The 13351-nt window shown below is 75.8% G+C and carries 13 protein-coding genes; 7 read left to right on the forward strand and 6 right to left on the reverse strand.

Annotated elements, in window-relative coordinates; genetic code table 11:
* Positions 1 to 2 precede the first annotated feature (2 nt).
* On the forward strand, positions 3 to 764 hold the full coding sequence (locus ACZ7MY_RS01685; RefSeq protein WP_499598699.1) for a bestrophin-like domain: 762 nt from the start codon (positions 3 to 5) through the stop codon (positions 762 to 764).
* Here ACZ7MY_RS01685 and ACZ7MY_RS01690 read toward each other — a convergent pair whose 3' ends face one another.
* Positions 765 to 1640, reverse strand: a complete 876-nt coding sequence (locus tag ACZ7MY_RS01690) for an NAD(P)-dependent oxidoreductase (protein ID WP_499598701.1) — start codon at positions 1638 to 1640, stop codon at positions 765 to 767.
* A gap of 99 nt (positions 1641 to 1739) precedes the next feature.
* Here ACZ7MY_RS01690 and ACZ7MY_RS01695 point away from each other — a divergent pair, with 99 nt between their 5' ends.
* The 3 genes from ACZ7MY_RS01695 to ACZ7MY_RS01705 all read left to right on the forward strand — a co-directional run bounded on the left by ACZ7MY_RS01695 (position 1740) and on the right by ACZ7MY_RS01705 (position 4958).
* The gene (locus ACZ7MY_RS01695; protein WP_499599331.1) at positions 1740 to 2324 is read left to right on the forward strand and encodes a sigma-70 family RNA polymerase sigma factor; all 585 of its coding nucleotides are present in this window, start codon (positions 1740 to 1742) and stop codon (positions 2322 to 2324) included.
* The gene (locus ACZ7MY_RS01700; RefSeq protein ID WP_499598702.1) at positions 2321 to 3103 is read left to right on the forward strand and encodes an anti-sigma factor; all 783 of its coding nucleotides are present in this window, start codon (positions 2321 to 2323) and stop codon (positions 3101 to 3103) included. Before ACZ7MY_RS01695 ends, ACZ7MY_RS01700 begins: the two co-directional genes overlap by 4 nt.
* Positions 3104 to 3599: 496 nt before the next feature.
* Positions 3600 to 4958, forward strand: a complete 1359-nt coding sequence (locus tag ACZ7MY_RS01705; RefSeq protein WP_499598704.1) for a cryptochrome/photolyase family protein — start codon at positions 3600 to 3602, stop codon at positions 4956 to 4958.
* A gap of 393 nt (positions 4959 to 5351) precedes the next feature.
* Here ACZ7MY_RS01705 and ACZ7MY_RS01710 read toward each other — a convergent pair whose 3' ends face one another.
* Genes ACZ7MY_RS01710 through ACZ7MY_RS01730 form a run of 5 tightly spaced genes read right to left on the reverse strand, consistent with a single transcriptional unit; the run spans position 5352 to position 10759 of the window.
* On the reverse strand, positions 5352 to 6167 hold the full coding sequence (locus tag ACZ7MY_RS01710; protein ID WP_499598706.1) for a DUF1295 domain-containing protein: 816 nt from the start codon (positions 6165 to 6167) through the stop codon (positions 5352 to 5354).
* Between the two features lie 5 nt (positions 6168 to 6172).
* A complete protein-coding gene (locus ACZ7MY_RS01715; protein WP_499598708.1) occupies positions 6173 to 7459 on the reverse strand; it encodes a class I SAM-dependent methyltransferase in 1287 nt (428 codons plus the stop codon).
* On the reverse strand, positions 7456 to 8742 hold the full coding sequence (locus ACZ7MY_RS01720; RefSeq protein ID WP_499598710.1) for a class I SAM-dependent methyltransferase: 1287 nt from the start codon (positions 8740 to 8742) through the stop codon (positions 7456 to 7458). The genes ACZ7MY_RS01715 and ACZ7MY_RS01720 overlap by 4 nt, the downstream gene beginning before the upstream one ends.
* On the reverse strand, positions 8739 to 9494 hold the full coding sequence (locus ACZ7MY_RS01725) for a DUF1365 domain-containing protein (protein ID WP_499599333.1): 756 nt from the start codon (positions 9492 to 9494) through the stop codon (positions 8739 to 8741). Before ACZ7MY_RS01725 ends, ACZ7MY_RS01720 begins: the two co-directional genes overlap by 4 nt.
* Positions 9488 to 10759, reverse strand: coding sequence for an NAD(P)/FAD-dependent oxidoreductase (locus ACZ7MY_RS01730; RefSeq protein ID WP_499598712.1), 1272 nt, complete (start codon positions 10757 to 10759; stop codon positions 9488 to 9490). The genes ACZ7MY_RS01725 and ACZ7MY_RS01730 overlap by 7 nt, the downstream gene beginning before the upstream one ends.
* A gap of 182 nt (positions 10760 to 10941) precedes the next feature.
* Here ACZ7MY_RS01730 and ACZ7MY_RS01735 point away from each other — a divergent pair, with 182 nt between their 5' ends.
* From ACZ7MY_RS01735 to ACZ7MY_RS01745, 3 genes are read left to right on the forward strand one after another with little or no spacing between them, the layout of a single operon-like run.
* Positions 10942 to 11652 carry an alpha/beta hydrolase gene (locus tag ACZ7MY_RS01735; RefSeq protein WP_499598714.1) on the forward strand — a complete coding sequence of 237 codons (711 nt, stop codon included), beginning with the start codon at positions 10942 to 10944 and terminating at the stop codon, positions 11650 to 11652.
* On the forward strand, positions 11649 to 11867 hold the full coding sequence (locus tag ACZ7MY_RS01740; protein ID WP_499598716.1) for a hypothetical protein: 219 nt from the start codon (positions 11649 to 11651) through the stop codon (positions 11865 to 11867). Before ACZ7MY_RS01735 ends, ACZ7MY_RS01740 begins: the two co-directional genes overlap by 4 nt.
* Positions 11864 to 13348, forward strand: a complete 1485-nt coding sequence (locus ACZ7MY_RS01745; RefSeq protein WP_499598718.1) for an SDR family oxidoreductase — start codon at positions 11864 to 11866, stop codon at positions 13346 to 13348. The genes ACZ7MY_RS01740 and ACZ7MY_RS01745 overlap by 4 nt, the downstream gene beginning before the upstream one ends.
* The last annotated feature ends 3 nt before the right edge of the window (positions 13349 to 13351 follow it).

Here is a 13351-nt window from a genome sequence, read left to right on the forward strand (position 1 = left end):
CGATGTCGGACTGGCTCGTCCTGGGCATCGCGATGGCCGCGGCCTGCGCCGTGGTGCTGACCATCGTGTTCATCAACCACCGCCGCATCGGGGACGACGACGACCCCTCGGAGACCCCCGACGTCATCGAGTACATGACGATGATGATCGGCGTGGTGTACGCCATCGTCCTCGGCCTCGCCATCGCCGGCGTCTGGGAGGCCCGCGGGGGTGCCGAGGACACCTTCCACCGCGAGACCCAGGCCCTGCACGAGGTGCGGCAGCGGGTCCAGGTCTACCCGGCCGAGGTCCGCGACCAGGTGCGCGCCGACGTGGACGCGTACGTCTCCTACGTCGCGCACACCGAACTGCCCTACATGATCAAGCACGGGGAGAACACCGGGCGCGGCTCGGAGCTCCTCGACAAGGTGCGCCGCGACGTGACCGACTTCGAACCGCGCACCCCGCTGGCCAACCAGGCGTACCAGCCGGTCGTCGACCAGGTCGCGGCCGCCGACGACGCGCGCACCGCACGCGGCGAGAACGCCGGACCGACCATGCCGGGGGTGGTGTGGTTCGGCCTGGTCACCGGCGCCCTCGTCGCGGTGGGACTGATCTTCAGCCTGCAGATCCGGCGCTCCCGGCGGGAACTCGTCCTCGCCGGGCTCTACAGCGCCCTGATCGCCTTCCTGCTCTTCCTCATCTGGGACCTGGACGCCCCCTTCGGGCGCGACCCGGCCGAGGCGGCGGCGTCCTTCACCAGCCTCTTCCCGCACATCGGGTGATCACTTCTCGAAGCTCGCGAAGTACGAGGCCACCATGTCCTCCGCCCCGTGCCCGAGCTCGGCCGCGCGGCGGAAGCGCTCGGCGCCCGCCGCCATGACGTCGAGCCGGACCCCGGCGGACTCGCCGGCCTCCACGATCAGCCGGGCGTCCTTCTCCGCGGTGTGCACGGCGAAGCTGGGGGTGAAGTCGCCGGCCAGGACCGCCGCCGACTTCGCCCGCAAATAGCCCATGTCGAGGGGGCCGCCGGAGACGGCCTGGAGGAAGTCCGCTGCGTCCACGCCGAGGCCCTTCGCGAGCGCGAGGGCTTCGGCCGTGCCGTGGGTGATCGTCAGCACCCAGCTGTTGACGACCAGCTTGAGGCGGCTGGCGGCGCCCTCCGCCGCGTCCTCCCCCACCCACACGGTGCGGCTGCCGATCGCGTCGAAGACCGGCGCCACCTTCTGCCGGGCCTCCTGCGGCCCGGCGGCCAGCACCAGGAGCTGCCCGTTCTCCGCGGGCTGCCGGGTGCCCAGCACGGGCGAGTCGAGGAAGACGACGCCGTGCTCTCGTGCGAACTGCGCGAACGCCCCGAGAGCGGCCACGCCCGCGGTGGTGCACTGCGCCCACACCGCGCCCTCCCGCAGCGCCGGCGCCGCCTGCCGCATGGTCTCCAGGGCGGAGTCGGCGTCGTGCAGGATGGTCACCACCACGTCGGCACCGTCCACCGCCTCCGCGGGGGTGTCGACGACGCGTGCGCCGTCCTTGCCGAGCGGCTCGGCCTTCTCCTTCGTTCGGTTCCACACGCGGACGTCGAGGCCGGCCCCGATGAGGTTGCGGGCCATCGCGGCACCCATGATCCCGGTGCCCAGAACTGCTGCTGAAGTGGTGTCGGACATGACTGCCACGGTACGACGGACCCATCCGAAACGCTCGCGGCGCCGAATGCCGGACGGGACACTTGTCCGCGACACCCGGAATCGAACGCTGGAGGTGTGGTGAGGGAACCGCTGCGGTTCGGCAGGCCCGCACGGCAGGGGCCGGACCCCTCGGAGCTGCTGCTCGCCGTCGCGCGCGGCGACCAGGAGGCCTTCGCCCGGCTGTACGACGCCGTGAGCGGACCGGTGCTCGGGCTGGTGCGCGGAGTGCTCAGGGACCCCGCGCAGTCGGAGGAGGTGACGCAGGAGGTGCTGGTGGAGGTGTGGCGCACCGCCGCCCGCTTCCGGCCGGAGAAAGGCAGCGCGATGACCTGGGTGATGACCCTGGCCCACCGCAGGGCCGTGGACCGGGTGCGGTCCGCGAACGCGGCGGCCGACCGCGAGCACAAGGCGGCGCTGCTGGAGCGCACCCCCGCCTACGACGAGGTCACCGAACAGGTCGAGGCCCGGCTGGAGGCCGAACAGGTGCGGCGCTGCATGCGCACCCTCACCGAGGTGCAGCACCAGTCGGTGACCCTCGCCTACTACCGGGGGCTGACGTACCGGGAGGTCGCCGAACTGCTGGCGCTGCCGCTGGGCACCGTCAAGACCCGGCTCCGGGACGGCCTGATCCGGCTGCGCGACTGCCTGGGGGTGACCGCGTGAGCACCGAGGCCGAACTGCACACCCTGACCGGCGCCTACGCCGTCGACGCGCTGACGCGGCACGAGCGCGCGGAGTTCGAACGTCACCTCGCGGAGTGCGAGGCCTGCGCGCTGGAGGTGCGCGAGCTGGGCGCGACCGCCGCCCGGCTCGGGCTCGCGGCGGCCGAGCCCGTCCCGCCCCGTATGAAGGACGACGTCATGCGGCTCATCGCCAACGTGCGGCAGGAGCCGCCGTCGGTGCCCGAGCCGCCCCGCGCCGCGGCCCGGGCGACGCGCCGCCGCGCCTCGCAGCCCGCCCGGCGCCGCGTCCGCTTCGCCCTGGCGGCCTGCCTCGCCGCAGCCGCGACACTGGGCGGGGTCGCGGTCTGGCAGCAGCAACAACTCGGCGACCTGCGCCAGGAGAACCGGCAGACCCAGGCGCAGGCGGAGCAGATCTCCCGGGTCCTGGCGGCGCCCGACGCCGTCACGACCTCCGCGAAGCTCGCGGGCGGCGCCAACGGCACGGTCGTCGTCTCCCGCAGCCAGGACCGCGCGGTCTTCTTCGCCCACGGCATGCCGGCGCTGACCGGCGACCGGGTCTACCAACTCTGGTACGCCGACGGCGACACGATGCGCTCCGCGGGCCTCATGCCCAAGCCGTCCGGTGGCGACACCACCCAGGCCGTCCTCCTCCAGGGCGCCGTCGACGGCGCCTCCGGCATGGGCATCACCGTCGAACCCCCCGGCGGCTCCCCCCGGCCCACCTCCGACCCGCTGGCCCTTGTGACCTTCCCGGCGTAGCACCCCCGCCGCGCACCGCCCCGCCCCGGGCGCGGTGCGCGGCACGGGCCGCCGCTGAGGGCGCCCCGTAGGCACCCGGACGCCCGCCACACGACTCGTACGGCATCCGCCGGGTGACACTGCCCGAGACGGCCCTCCGGCCGAATGCGCGGCCCACGCGCCCGCGGAACGAAGTCGCCGGGAGGAGGCCGTGGAGCTCCCTCCCGGCCCACGGCCCGGCGAACCCCGGGAGGGTTACGCCACACATCCGCCGAGTCGCACCGCACGCCGCTGCACCGGCCCCGCCGCGGGCGTGGACACGGGCTGCCCGGCTGCCGAGGCGGCACACCGACGCGTGGACCGCCGGGGAACGCTGCCCGGCACGGGCAACCCGTCGGCGCGCCGCGCCCCCTGCTGGGTCGCGGAGCGCGACGCGGCGGGGCGCCTCACGGCGTGGGAACGGGCGGCGCCATAGGCTCGCCGGGCGGCACCACCGGCCTGGAGGAGTGCAACGGACGTGACGACGACGTCGATCTGCCTGTTCACCGCCGATCTGCGGCTGCACGACAACCCCGTCCTGCGTGCCGCCCTCGGCTCCGCCGCACAGGTCGTCCCCCTGTTCGTGCTCGACGAGGCCATCGAGGCGGCGGGCTTCGCCGCGCCCAACCGCGCCGCGTTCCTCGCCGACTGCCTCGCCGACCTCGACGAGGGGCTGCGGAAGCGCGGCGGACGGCTCGTGCTGCGCCGCGGGGACGTGGCACGCGAGACCTGCCGGGTCGCCGAGGAGACCGGTGCCGGGCAGGTGCACATCGCCGCCGGGGTGAGCCGCTACGCCGCGCGGCGCGAGGAGCGGCTGCGGAAGGCGCTGACCGGGGCCGGACGTGAACTGCGGGTGCACGACGCCGTGCTGACGGCGGTCCCGCCCGGTGCGCTGACCCCGGCGGGCAAGGACAGCTTCGGGGTGTTCACCCCGTACTTCCGGCGCTGGGAGACCGTGGACCTGCGCGACCCGCTGGGCGCGCCCCGCACCGTCCGGGTGCCGGACGGCGTGACGTCCCGCCCGCTCCCGGAGGCGCCGAAGGACACCTCGCCCGGGCTGCCCGCGGGCGGGGAGACCGAGGCCCGCGAACGCTGGCGGGCCTGGCGGGCGTCGGGGCTCTCCGCGTACGAGGACCGGCACGACGACCTGGCGGGCGACGCCACCTCCCGGCTCTCGCCCTACCTGCACTTCGGCTGTCTGTCGGCCACCGAACTGGTCCGCAGCGGCCGGGACGCCGGCGGGCCCGGCGCGGACGCGTTCGTACGGCAGCTGGCGTGGCGGGAGTTCCACCACCAGGTGCTCGCCGCCCGCCCCGACGCCGCCTCCCGGGACCTGCGCACGCGCGGCGACCGCTGGCGCGGCGACGGCCCGGAGGCGGACGCGTGGCGCGAGGGCCGCACCGGCTACCCCGTGATCGACGCGGCGATGCGGCAGTTGCGGCACGAGGGCTGGATGCACAACCGGGCGCGGCTGCTGGCCGCGAGCTTCCTGACGAAGACGCTGTACGTGGACTGGCGGATCGGCGCCGCGCACTTCCTTGAGCTGCTGGTGGACGGCGACGTCGCCAACAACCAGCTCAACTGGCAGTGGGTGGCGGGCACCGGCACCGACACCCGCCCCAACCGGGTGCTCAACCCCCTGGTGCAGGCCCGCCGTTTCGACCCGGACGGCGCCTACGTGCACCGCTGGGTGCCGGAACTGGCCGACGTGCCGGGCAGCGCCGTGCACCGCCCCTGGCGGCTCCCCGAGGCGGAACGCGCCGCCCTGGACTACCCCGCCCCCCTCGTCGACCTCGACGAGGCCCTCGCCCGCTTCCGCGGCGCCCGCGGCAAGTAGCGGCCCGGGGGTGTGAGCCGCATCGCCCGGCGTGCGGACGGGCGGCCGTCCGCCCGGGAAACGCGGCATCCTCCGCGGTCGTGAACACGCGGACAGGACAGCCGTTCCACCCCGGCACCCCGCCTTAGGCCGCCCGCGACCGTCCGACAGCCCGACCACCCGCCCCGCCCGGCCACGGCACCCGGCCCGCTGCCACGGCGCCCGCGGCACGCAGCAACGCCCGCGCACACCCCGCGCCGGACAGCCGGGCCATCCAGCACCCCCACGCTCGGCGAAAGCGCGGCCCGGGCCCGTCCACCTTGCCGCGGCACGCGTCTGCCGCCCGCGGACCCCCGCACCAGACCGCCGGGCCACCCGGCACCCCGCGCTCGGCCCGGCGCCGCGGGGCGCCGCTCACCGGGGCGGGTCAGCCCCCCGCGGCGGCCGGGGGAAGAAGCCGCTGGTGCGTGCGGCGTAGCCGGCCCAGCCGGGGCGGTCCGCCATGTGGCGCTCCAGCAGGGCCTTGCCGCTGCCCCGGGTGAGCAGGTACGACATCAGCAGCGGCGAGACGGCCGACGCCGCGGCGGCCTGCCAGGCGTCGCAGGTGAGCGCGAACAGGCCCCACCAGACGCAGAAGTCGCCGAAGTAGTTGGGGTGCCGGGTCCAGCTCCACAGGCCGCGGTCCATGATGCGGCCGCGGTTCGCCGGGTCGGCCTTGAAGCGGGCCAGTTGGTGGTCGCCGACGGCCTCGAAGAGCAGGCCGGTGAGCCAGAGCAGCGCCCCGACGACGGCCGCCGGGCCGACCGGGCCGGGGATGTACGAGGCGGCCTGGACGGGCAGCGAGACGACCAGGACGAGCGCGCCCTGCAGCAGGTACACCGCGCGGAGGGCGTAGGCGGCCCGGCTGCCGGGGGCCTTGGCCAGGAAGGCCTCGTAGCGGGGGTCCTCGCCGTGGCCGCGCCCGCGGCGCGCGATGTGGACGGCGAGCCGCAGGCCCCACACGGCGGTCAGCGCGAACACCAGCGCGCGGCGGGCCGGGTCGCCGTGCCCGGCGGACATGCCGTAGGCGGACGCGGCGACCGCCGTGAAGGCCGCACCCCAGGCGACGTCGACGTAGCGGTGCCGGCCGCGGGACAGCGCGAAGGCGAAGGTGGCGAGCATGACGGCGAGCGCGGCCCCGGCCGCCACGGCCGCGCCCGCCCCGAACGCGCCCCAGGGGAAGCCGTCCATCGCCCTCACCACCCCGCGTACCAGGCGGCGGGCATGCCGGCCGGGGCGCCGGTGCCGTCGGTGGTGGGCCGTACGGCGAGGATCTGGTCGACGCCCATGCGGCGTTCCGCGAAGGCCAGCGCGCCGCCCGCCAGGTACAGCCGCCACACACGGGCGGTCTCCTCGCCGGCCAGGAGGACGACGTCGGGCCAGCGCCGCTCCAGGGTGGCCAGCCAGGCCCGCACGGTGCGCACGTAGTGCTCGCGCAGCGACTCCACGGCCTTGACCTCCAGCCCCGCGTCCTCCAGCAGGTTCACGGTGCGGCCCAGCGGCCGCATGTGCATGTCGGGGGCGATGTACGTCCCGATGAAGGCGCCGCCGCCGGGGGCGGCGCGCCCGCGGGACATCTGCTGCACCAGTGCCCTGCCCCGGGGGCGCAGCATGCGGTGGACGGCGGCCGCGAACCGCGGGTAGTGCTCGTCGCCGACGTGCTCGCCCATCTCGACCGCGCTGACCGCCTCGTAGCCGCCGTCCCCCTCCAGGTCGCGGTAGTCGCGCAGTTCGACGGTGACGTACTGCTCCAGCCTCTCCCGGCGGATCCGCTCCCGGACGAAGTCCCGCTGGGCGGCGGAGAGGGTGACGGCGTGGACCTGCGCGCGGTGGGTCCGGGCGGCGTGCAGGGCGAGCGCGCCCCAGCCGCAGCCGATGTCGAGCAGCCGCGTGCCGGGGCGCAGGTCCAGCTTGCGGCAGATGAGTTCGAGCTTGTCGCGCTGGGCGTCGGCGAGGCCGTACGTGGGGTCGTCGTCGCGGGTCCAGTAGCCGCAGGAGTAGGCCATGGAGGGGTCGAGGAGGAGTTCGTAGAAGTCGTTGGACAGGTCGTAGTGGTGGCTGACGGCGGCCCGGTCGCGGCTCCTGGTGTGCGGGGTGCCGTGGAGCCTGGCGCGGCCGCGGGGGGCGGGTGGGCGCGGCCCGACCGCGCCGAGCCGTAAGGCGGCGCCGGCGGCGCGGAGCCGGTCGCCCGCGGTCAGCCGGGGAGGGCGCAGCCCGCCGTCCCGGGTGGCGTGCCACAGGGCGCGCAGCCCCTCGGTGAGGTCGCCGCGCACGTCGATGTCGCCGGTGATGTACGCCTCGGCGAGGCCGAGTTCGCCGGGCTGCCACAGGAGTCTTCGCAGCGCGCGCCGGGAGCGCAGGACGACCAGCGGGGCGTCGCGCGGCCCGGCGGTGCTGCCGTCCCAGGCCCGCAGCCGTACGGGCAGCGGGCCGCCCGTGAACCGCTCCAGCAGCGGGGCGAGGGTGTCCGCGGCGCCCTTCACCTGCCGGTCTCCCCACGGGTCAGCCGCAGTTGGACCACATCGAGGTAGCCGGAGCGGAAGCCGGCCTCGGAGTAGGCGAGGTAGAGGGTCCACATGCGGCGGAAGGTCTCGTCGAAGCCGAGGGCGGCGACGTCGGCGGCGCGTTCGGTGAAGCGCTCGCGCCACAGCCTCAGCGTCTCGGCGTAGTGCGGGCCGAAGCCGTCGCAGGAGGCGACGCGCAGCGCGGTGTGCTCGTCGAGGGTCCGGTCGATCGCCTCCAGGGAAGGGATGAGGCCGCCCGGGAAGACGTACTTCTGGATCCAGGTGTGGGTGCCGCGGGTGGCGAGCATGCGCTCGTCGGGCATGGTGATCGCCTGGAGGGCGACCGTGCCGCCGGGGGCGAGCAGCCGGTCCAGGGCGGTGAAGTACGCCGGCCAGTACTCGGCGCCGACGGCCTCGATCATCTCGACGCTGACGACGGCGTCGAAGCTCCCGGTCACCTGCCGGTAGTCGCGCAGCCGGACGGTGGCCCGGTCCTGCTGCCCCGCGGCGGCGATCCGGTCCGTGGCGAGCCGGCGCTGCTCCTCGGAGAGGGTGACGGAGACGACCTCGGCGCCGCGGCGGGCGGCGCGGACGGCGAGTTCGCCCCAGCCGGTGCCGATCTCCAGCAGCCGGGTGCCCTCGCCGACGCGTGCCAGGTCGAGCAGCCGGTCGATCTTGCGGTGCTGTGCGGCGGCCAGTTGGGCGCGCCGGGCGGGGAAGCCGCGGAAGACGGCCGAGGAGTAGGTGAGGGTCTCGTCGAGGAAGAGCGAGAACAGCTCGTTGGACAGGTCGTAGTGGGCGTGGATGTTGCCGCGGGCGCCGTCGAGGGTGTTGCGCCGTTCCGAGGGCTGCCGGTGCGCCCACAGGGGGCGCAGCCGTTGCAGCGGCCGTGGGACGAGTTCGGTGACGTGCGAGGCGAGCACGGTGAGGACGGCCGTCAGGTCGGGCGCGTCCCATTCGCCGGCCATGTAGGACTCGCCGAAGCCGATGAGGCCGCCGGTGCCGACGCGGCGGTGGAAGGCCTCGGGGTCGGCGATCAGCACGGCGGGACCGCCCGTGCCGAGGACGGGGCCGCCCTCGCCGAGGCGGCAGCGCAGCGGCAGCCGGCTCAGGGCGCGTCGTACGACGGCGCCGGCGGCGGCGGCGCGCAGACGGGAGCAGCGTGGTGGTGCGGCGACGTCCGGCCGGCGGCGGGGGTCCACGCCGGTGGCGCGGGCGGCGGCGGAGGCGGAGAGGGGGACGGACGTGGTGGACGTGGTCACTCGAAACCCTCCTGGGGCGCGTGGACGGGACGGTGCTGCACGGGCAGTCCGCGCAGCAGCAGCCGGATGCCGTGCCGGCGGATGCCGGCCGACACCGCGGCCGTGGACCAGGGGTGGCGGGCGGCGGCGCGCAGCAGGCCCGGCGCGGTGGCCGGGCGGCGTTCGCCGCGCACGGTGGCGGTGAACGGGGTGCCGCCACCGGGGCGTTCCAGGTGGACGGTGAGGTGCAGCCGGTCGTGCGGCTCGGGCAGCCGCATGCGGTAGCCGCCGTCGACGGGGAAGAACGGGGAGACGTGGAAGTCCTTGGCGACGTGGGCTCCGTCGCGTTCGTCGGTGTGCAGCAGGTAGGCGTGCCGCTCCCCGTAGGTGTTGTGGACCTCGGCGACGACGCAGACGAGGGCGCCGGCCGGGTCGTGGCACCAGTACAGGGTCAGCGGGTTGAAGACGTGGCCGAGGACCCGGGCGTGGCAGAGCATCCGGACCGGCCCGCCGTGCAGGTCGACGCCCCGCGCGGCGAGGTAGGCGTCGAGGGCGGCCCGTACGGTCGGGTGCCGTCCGCCGAAGTGGTCGCGGGGGTCGAAGCGGGCGAGCGGCCGCAGCGCGGCGGGGAGCCGGGGCGGCCGGGCGGGGTCGGTGAGCCACATGTAGGTGCGGTGGGTGAAGGCGTGCCGCAGCGGCCGGGTGCGGACGTGGGTGATCGTGCACTCGTACAGGGCGGGCACCTGCGCGGGCAGGCCGGCCGGGGTCACCAGATCACCCCCAGCCGGCGGGCGGCCTCGGCGCCGGAGCGGCAGCCGTCCTCGTGGAAGCCCCAGCCGTGGTAGGCCCCGGCGTAGACGGTGACGGGGGTGGCGAGGGCGGGCAGCCGCCGTCGCGCGGCCAGCGACCCGGGGGTGTGGACGGGGTGCTCGTACACCATGCGGGCGAGGACCCGGGCGGGGTCGACCCGTCCGTCGTCGCCGAGGGTGACGATGTGGCGCTCGGGGGTGTCCAGCCGCTGGAGGCGGTTCATGTCGTAGCTGACGCGGACCCCGCCGGTGTCGGGGGCGCAGGACGGCATGAGGTGGTTCCAGGAGGCGCGGGCGGCGCGGTTGCGGGGCAGCACCGCGGTGTCGGTGTGCAGCAGCGTCGGGTTGCGGGAGTACGGGATGGCGCCGAGCACCGCGCGCTCGTCCGCGGTGGGGTCGGCGAGCAACCGCAGCGCCTGGTCGGGGTGGGTGGCGACGACCACCGAGTCGTAGGTCTCGGTCTCCCCGTCGTCGGTGACAACGTCGGCGCCGTCGGCGTGCCGCCGCAGGGCGCGCACGGGGGTTGCGGTGTGGACCGCGGAGAGCCGTTTGACGATGCGCTCGACGTAGACGCGTGAGCCGCCGGTGACGGTGCGCCAGGTGGGTGAGCCGCCGACCGAGAGCATCCCGTGGTGGTCAAGGAAGCGGAAGAGGTGTGCCGCCGGGTAGTGCGCCGCGGTCCGCGGCGAGCAGGACCAGACGCAGGACACCAGGGGGGTCATGAAATGGGCCGTGAAGTACGCCGAGAACTCCCCCGCGCCGAGGAACTCCCCCAGCGTGGCGGTGTCGTCGGAACCGCCCTCCGCGAGCAGCCGCCGGGCCAGGCGGTGGAATCGGGGCACTTCGGCCAGCATACGCAGGTAGGCGGGGCGCAGCGCGTTGCGCGGCTGCGCGAAGATCCCCGACGGGCCGCGGGCGCCGGCGTACTCCAGTCCGCAGCCCTCGCAGCGGACGGACATGCTCATCTCCGACTCCTGCGTGGGGACGCCGAGTTCCGCGAAGATCCGCAGCAGGTGGGGGTAGGTGCGCTCATTGTGGACGATGAAGCCGCTGTCGACGGCGGTCACCCTGCCGTCGCAGGAGGGGACGTCGTGGGTGTGGGCGTGTCCGCCGAGGCGGTCGTCGGCCTCCAACAGCGATACGTCGCAGTGCCGTTGCAGCAGGTAGGCGGCGGTGAGCCCGGCGACCCCGCTGCCCACGACGGCCACCCTTCGCCTTCTGTCGGTCACGTTCCGTCCCTTCGTCGCGTTCCTCTCCCTGCTGGGTGGTTCGGAGCCCGCGGCGGGGCGGATTGGTCCGTAGGGCAATCCACCGTGCCCGCGGCGGCGAATCCATGGGTGGAGGCACGTGACGGGCGGGGCCGCGAAGGGCGGCCGATAATGACGGAGAGCGCACGAGAGAGGCGGATCCGATGACGTACGGTGACGAAGCGGGCGACGGCGGGCCGCGTCCGGCGCTGGTCCCGTACGTGCTGCCCCGGCGGCCCCGCGCCGCCGTCCTGGTGCTGCACGGCGGCCGCGCGGAGGGCCTGGAACCGCCCCCGCCGTGGAACCTCCCGGCGGCCCGGATGCGTCCGTTCGTCCGCGCGATCGGCCGGGCCACCGCCGGGCACGAGGTGGCGCTGGCGGGCGTCCGCTACCGGCACCGCGGCTGGAACGGTGCTCGGGAGGACGCCGCGCGGGACGCGCTGCGGGCGCTGGAGGCGCTGCGGCAACGGGCCGGGGAGGTGCCCGTGGTGCTGGTGGGGCACTCGATGGGCGGCCGGGCGGCGCTGCGGGCGGCCGGGCACCCGCTGGTGGGCTCGGTCGTGGGGCTGGCGCCGTGGTGCCCGGAGGGCGAGCCGGTGGGGCACCTGGCCGGACGCCGGCTGGTGCTGCTGCACGGCGACCGGGACCGGGTCACCGACCCCGCGGGCTCACTGACCCTGACGCGGCGGGCACGGGAGGCGGGCGCCCGGGCCTGCCACCTGGTGGTGCCGGGCGGCGACCACGCGATGCTGCGCGGCGCCGGGACCTGGCACGCCCTGACGACCCGCCTGGTGGCCGGCCTGCTGCGGCTGCGTCCGCTGCCGCCCGAGGTGGCGGGCGCGCTGACCGCCCCGGGAACGGAAGGAGCGCGATGAGCCCGCGTCTGCGAACGGCCGCCCGCCCGGCCCCCGGCCCGACGGGCACCGCGCCGACCGCACACCACGCCCGGGCCGCGCTGGTCCCACTGGTCCCGCTCCTGCTCACGGTGGCCCTGCCCGCGCTGGCGGCCCTGGCGACCGTGCTGCGCGCCCTGCTGCCGCCGGAGCCGGCGGCCGGCCCGTACGCCCGTGACGCGGGGAGTCCGCGATGAGCCTCACCTGCCTCGTGACGGGCGCCACCGGCTACATCGGCGGCCGCCTCGTCCCGGAACTGCTGGAGGCCGGGCACCGGGTGCGCTGCCTGGCCCGTACGCCCGGCAAGCTGCGCGACCACCCCTGGGCGGGCGAGGTGGAGGTCGTCAAGGGCGACGTCACGGACCCCGGGTCGGTGGCGGCGGCGCTGGAGGGCGTGGACGTCGCGTACTACCTGGTGCACGCCCTGGGCAGCGGGCGGGACTTCGAGCGGACCGACCGGAGGGCCGCGGAGGTCTTCGGGTCCCGCGCGCGGGCCGCGGGCGTCCGGCGGATCGTCTACCTGGGCGGGCTGACCCCCGCCGCGGTGCCCGAGCGCGAACTGTCGCCGCACCTGCGCTCCCGCGCCGAGGTGGGCCGGGTGCTGCTCGCCTCCGGCGTGCCGACGGCGGCCCTGCGGGCCGCGGTGATCATCGGCTCCGGCTCGGCCTCCTTCGAGATGCTGCGCTACCTCACCGAACGGCTGCCGGTGATGGTCACCCCGCGCTGGGTGGGCACCCGGATCCAGCCGATCGCCGTACGGGACGTGCTGCGCTACCTGGTGGACTGCGCGACGCTGCCGCCCGAGGTGAGCCGCGCCTTCGACATCGGCGGCCCGGACGTGCTCACGTACCGCGCCATGATGCTGAAGTACGCCGAGGTGGCGGGGCTGCCGCAGCGGCTGATCGTGCCGGTGCCGGTGCTGACACCGGGACTGTCGAGCCACTGGGTCGGCCTGGTCACCCCGGTGCCCGCCGGCATCGCGCGACCGCTGACGGAGTCGCTGCGGTACGAGGTGGTCTGCCGCGACCACGACATCGCACGGTGGGTGCCGGACCCGCCCGAGGGGATGATCGGCGTCGAGCAGGCGCTGCGCCTGGCGCTGCAGCGCATCCGGGAGGCGAACGTGGTCACCCGCTGGTCGTCGGCCGCGGTGCCCGGCGCGCCGAGCGACCCGCTGCCGACGGACCCGGACTGGGCGGGCGGCTCCCTCTACGCCGACCGCCGGACGCGGGTGGTGGACGCGTCCCCCGAGGCGCTGTGGCGGGTCATCGAGGGCATCGGCGGCGACAACGGCTGGTACTCCTTCCCGCTGGCCTGGGCCGTGCGCGGCTGGCTCGACCGCTTCGTGGGCGGGGTCGGGCTGCGCCGGGGGCGGCGGGACGCGGCGCACCTGCGGGCGGGCGACTCGCTGGACTTCTGGCGGGTGGAGGAGATCGAGCCGGGCCGGCTGCTGCGGCTGCGCGCCGAGATGCGGCTGCCGGGCATGGCCTGGCTGGAGCTGACGGCCGGCCGGGACGGCGCCGGGCGCACCGTCTACGGGCAGCGGGCGCTGTTCCACCCGCGCGGGCTGGCGGGCCACGCGTACTGGTGGAGCGTGTCGCCGTTCCACTCGGTGGTGTTCGGCGGCATGGCGCGCAACATAGCCGCGGCGGCCCGGGAGGGCGCGGCGGGGCCCTGACGG

Source organism: Streptomyces sp. NPDC111520 (assembly GCF_055635295.1).

Bases quoted from the DNA above. Each gene is read 5' to 3' on its own strand.
- ACZ7MY_RS01685 (WP_499598699.1), top strand. From the start codon at position 3: ATGTCGGACTGGCTCGTCCTGGGCATCGCGATGGCCGCGGCCTGCGCC.
- ACZ7MY_RS01690 (WP_499598701.1), bottom strand. From the start codon at position 1,640: ATGTCCGACACCACTTCAGCAGCAGTTCTGGGCACCGGGATCATGGGT.
- ACZ7MY_RS01710 (WP_499598706.1), bottom strand. From the start codon at position 6,167: ATGGACGGCTTCCCCTGGGGCGCGTTCGGGGCGGGCGCGGCCGTGGCG.
- ACZ7MY_RS01735 (WP_499598714.1), top strand. From the start codon at position 10,942: ATGACGTACGGTGACGAAGCGGGCGACGGCGGGCCGCGTCCGGCGCTG.
- ACZ7MY_RS01740 (WP_499598716.1), top strand. From the start codon at position 11,649: ATGAGCCCGCGTCTGCGAACGGCCGCCCGCCCGGCCCCCGGCCCGACG.
- ACZ7MY_RS01745 (WP_499598718.1), top strand. From the start codon at position 11,864: ATGAGCCTCACCTGCCTCGTGACGGGCGCCACCGGCTACATCGGCGGC.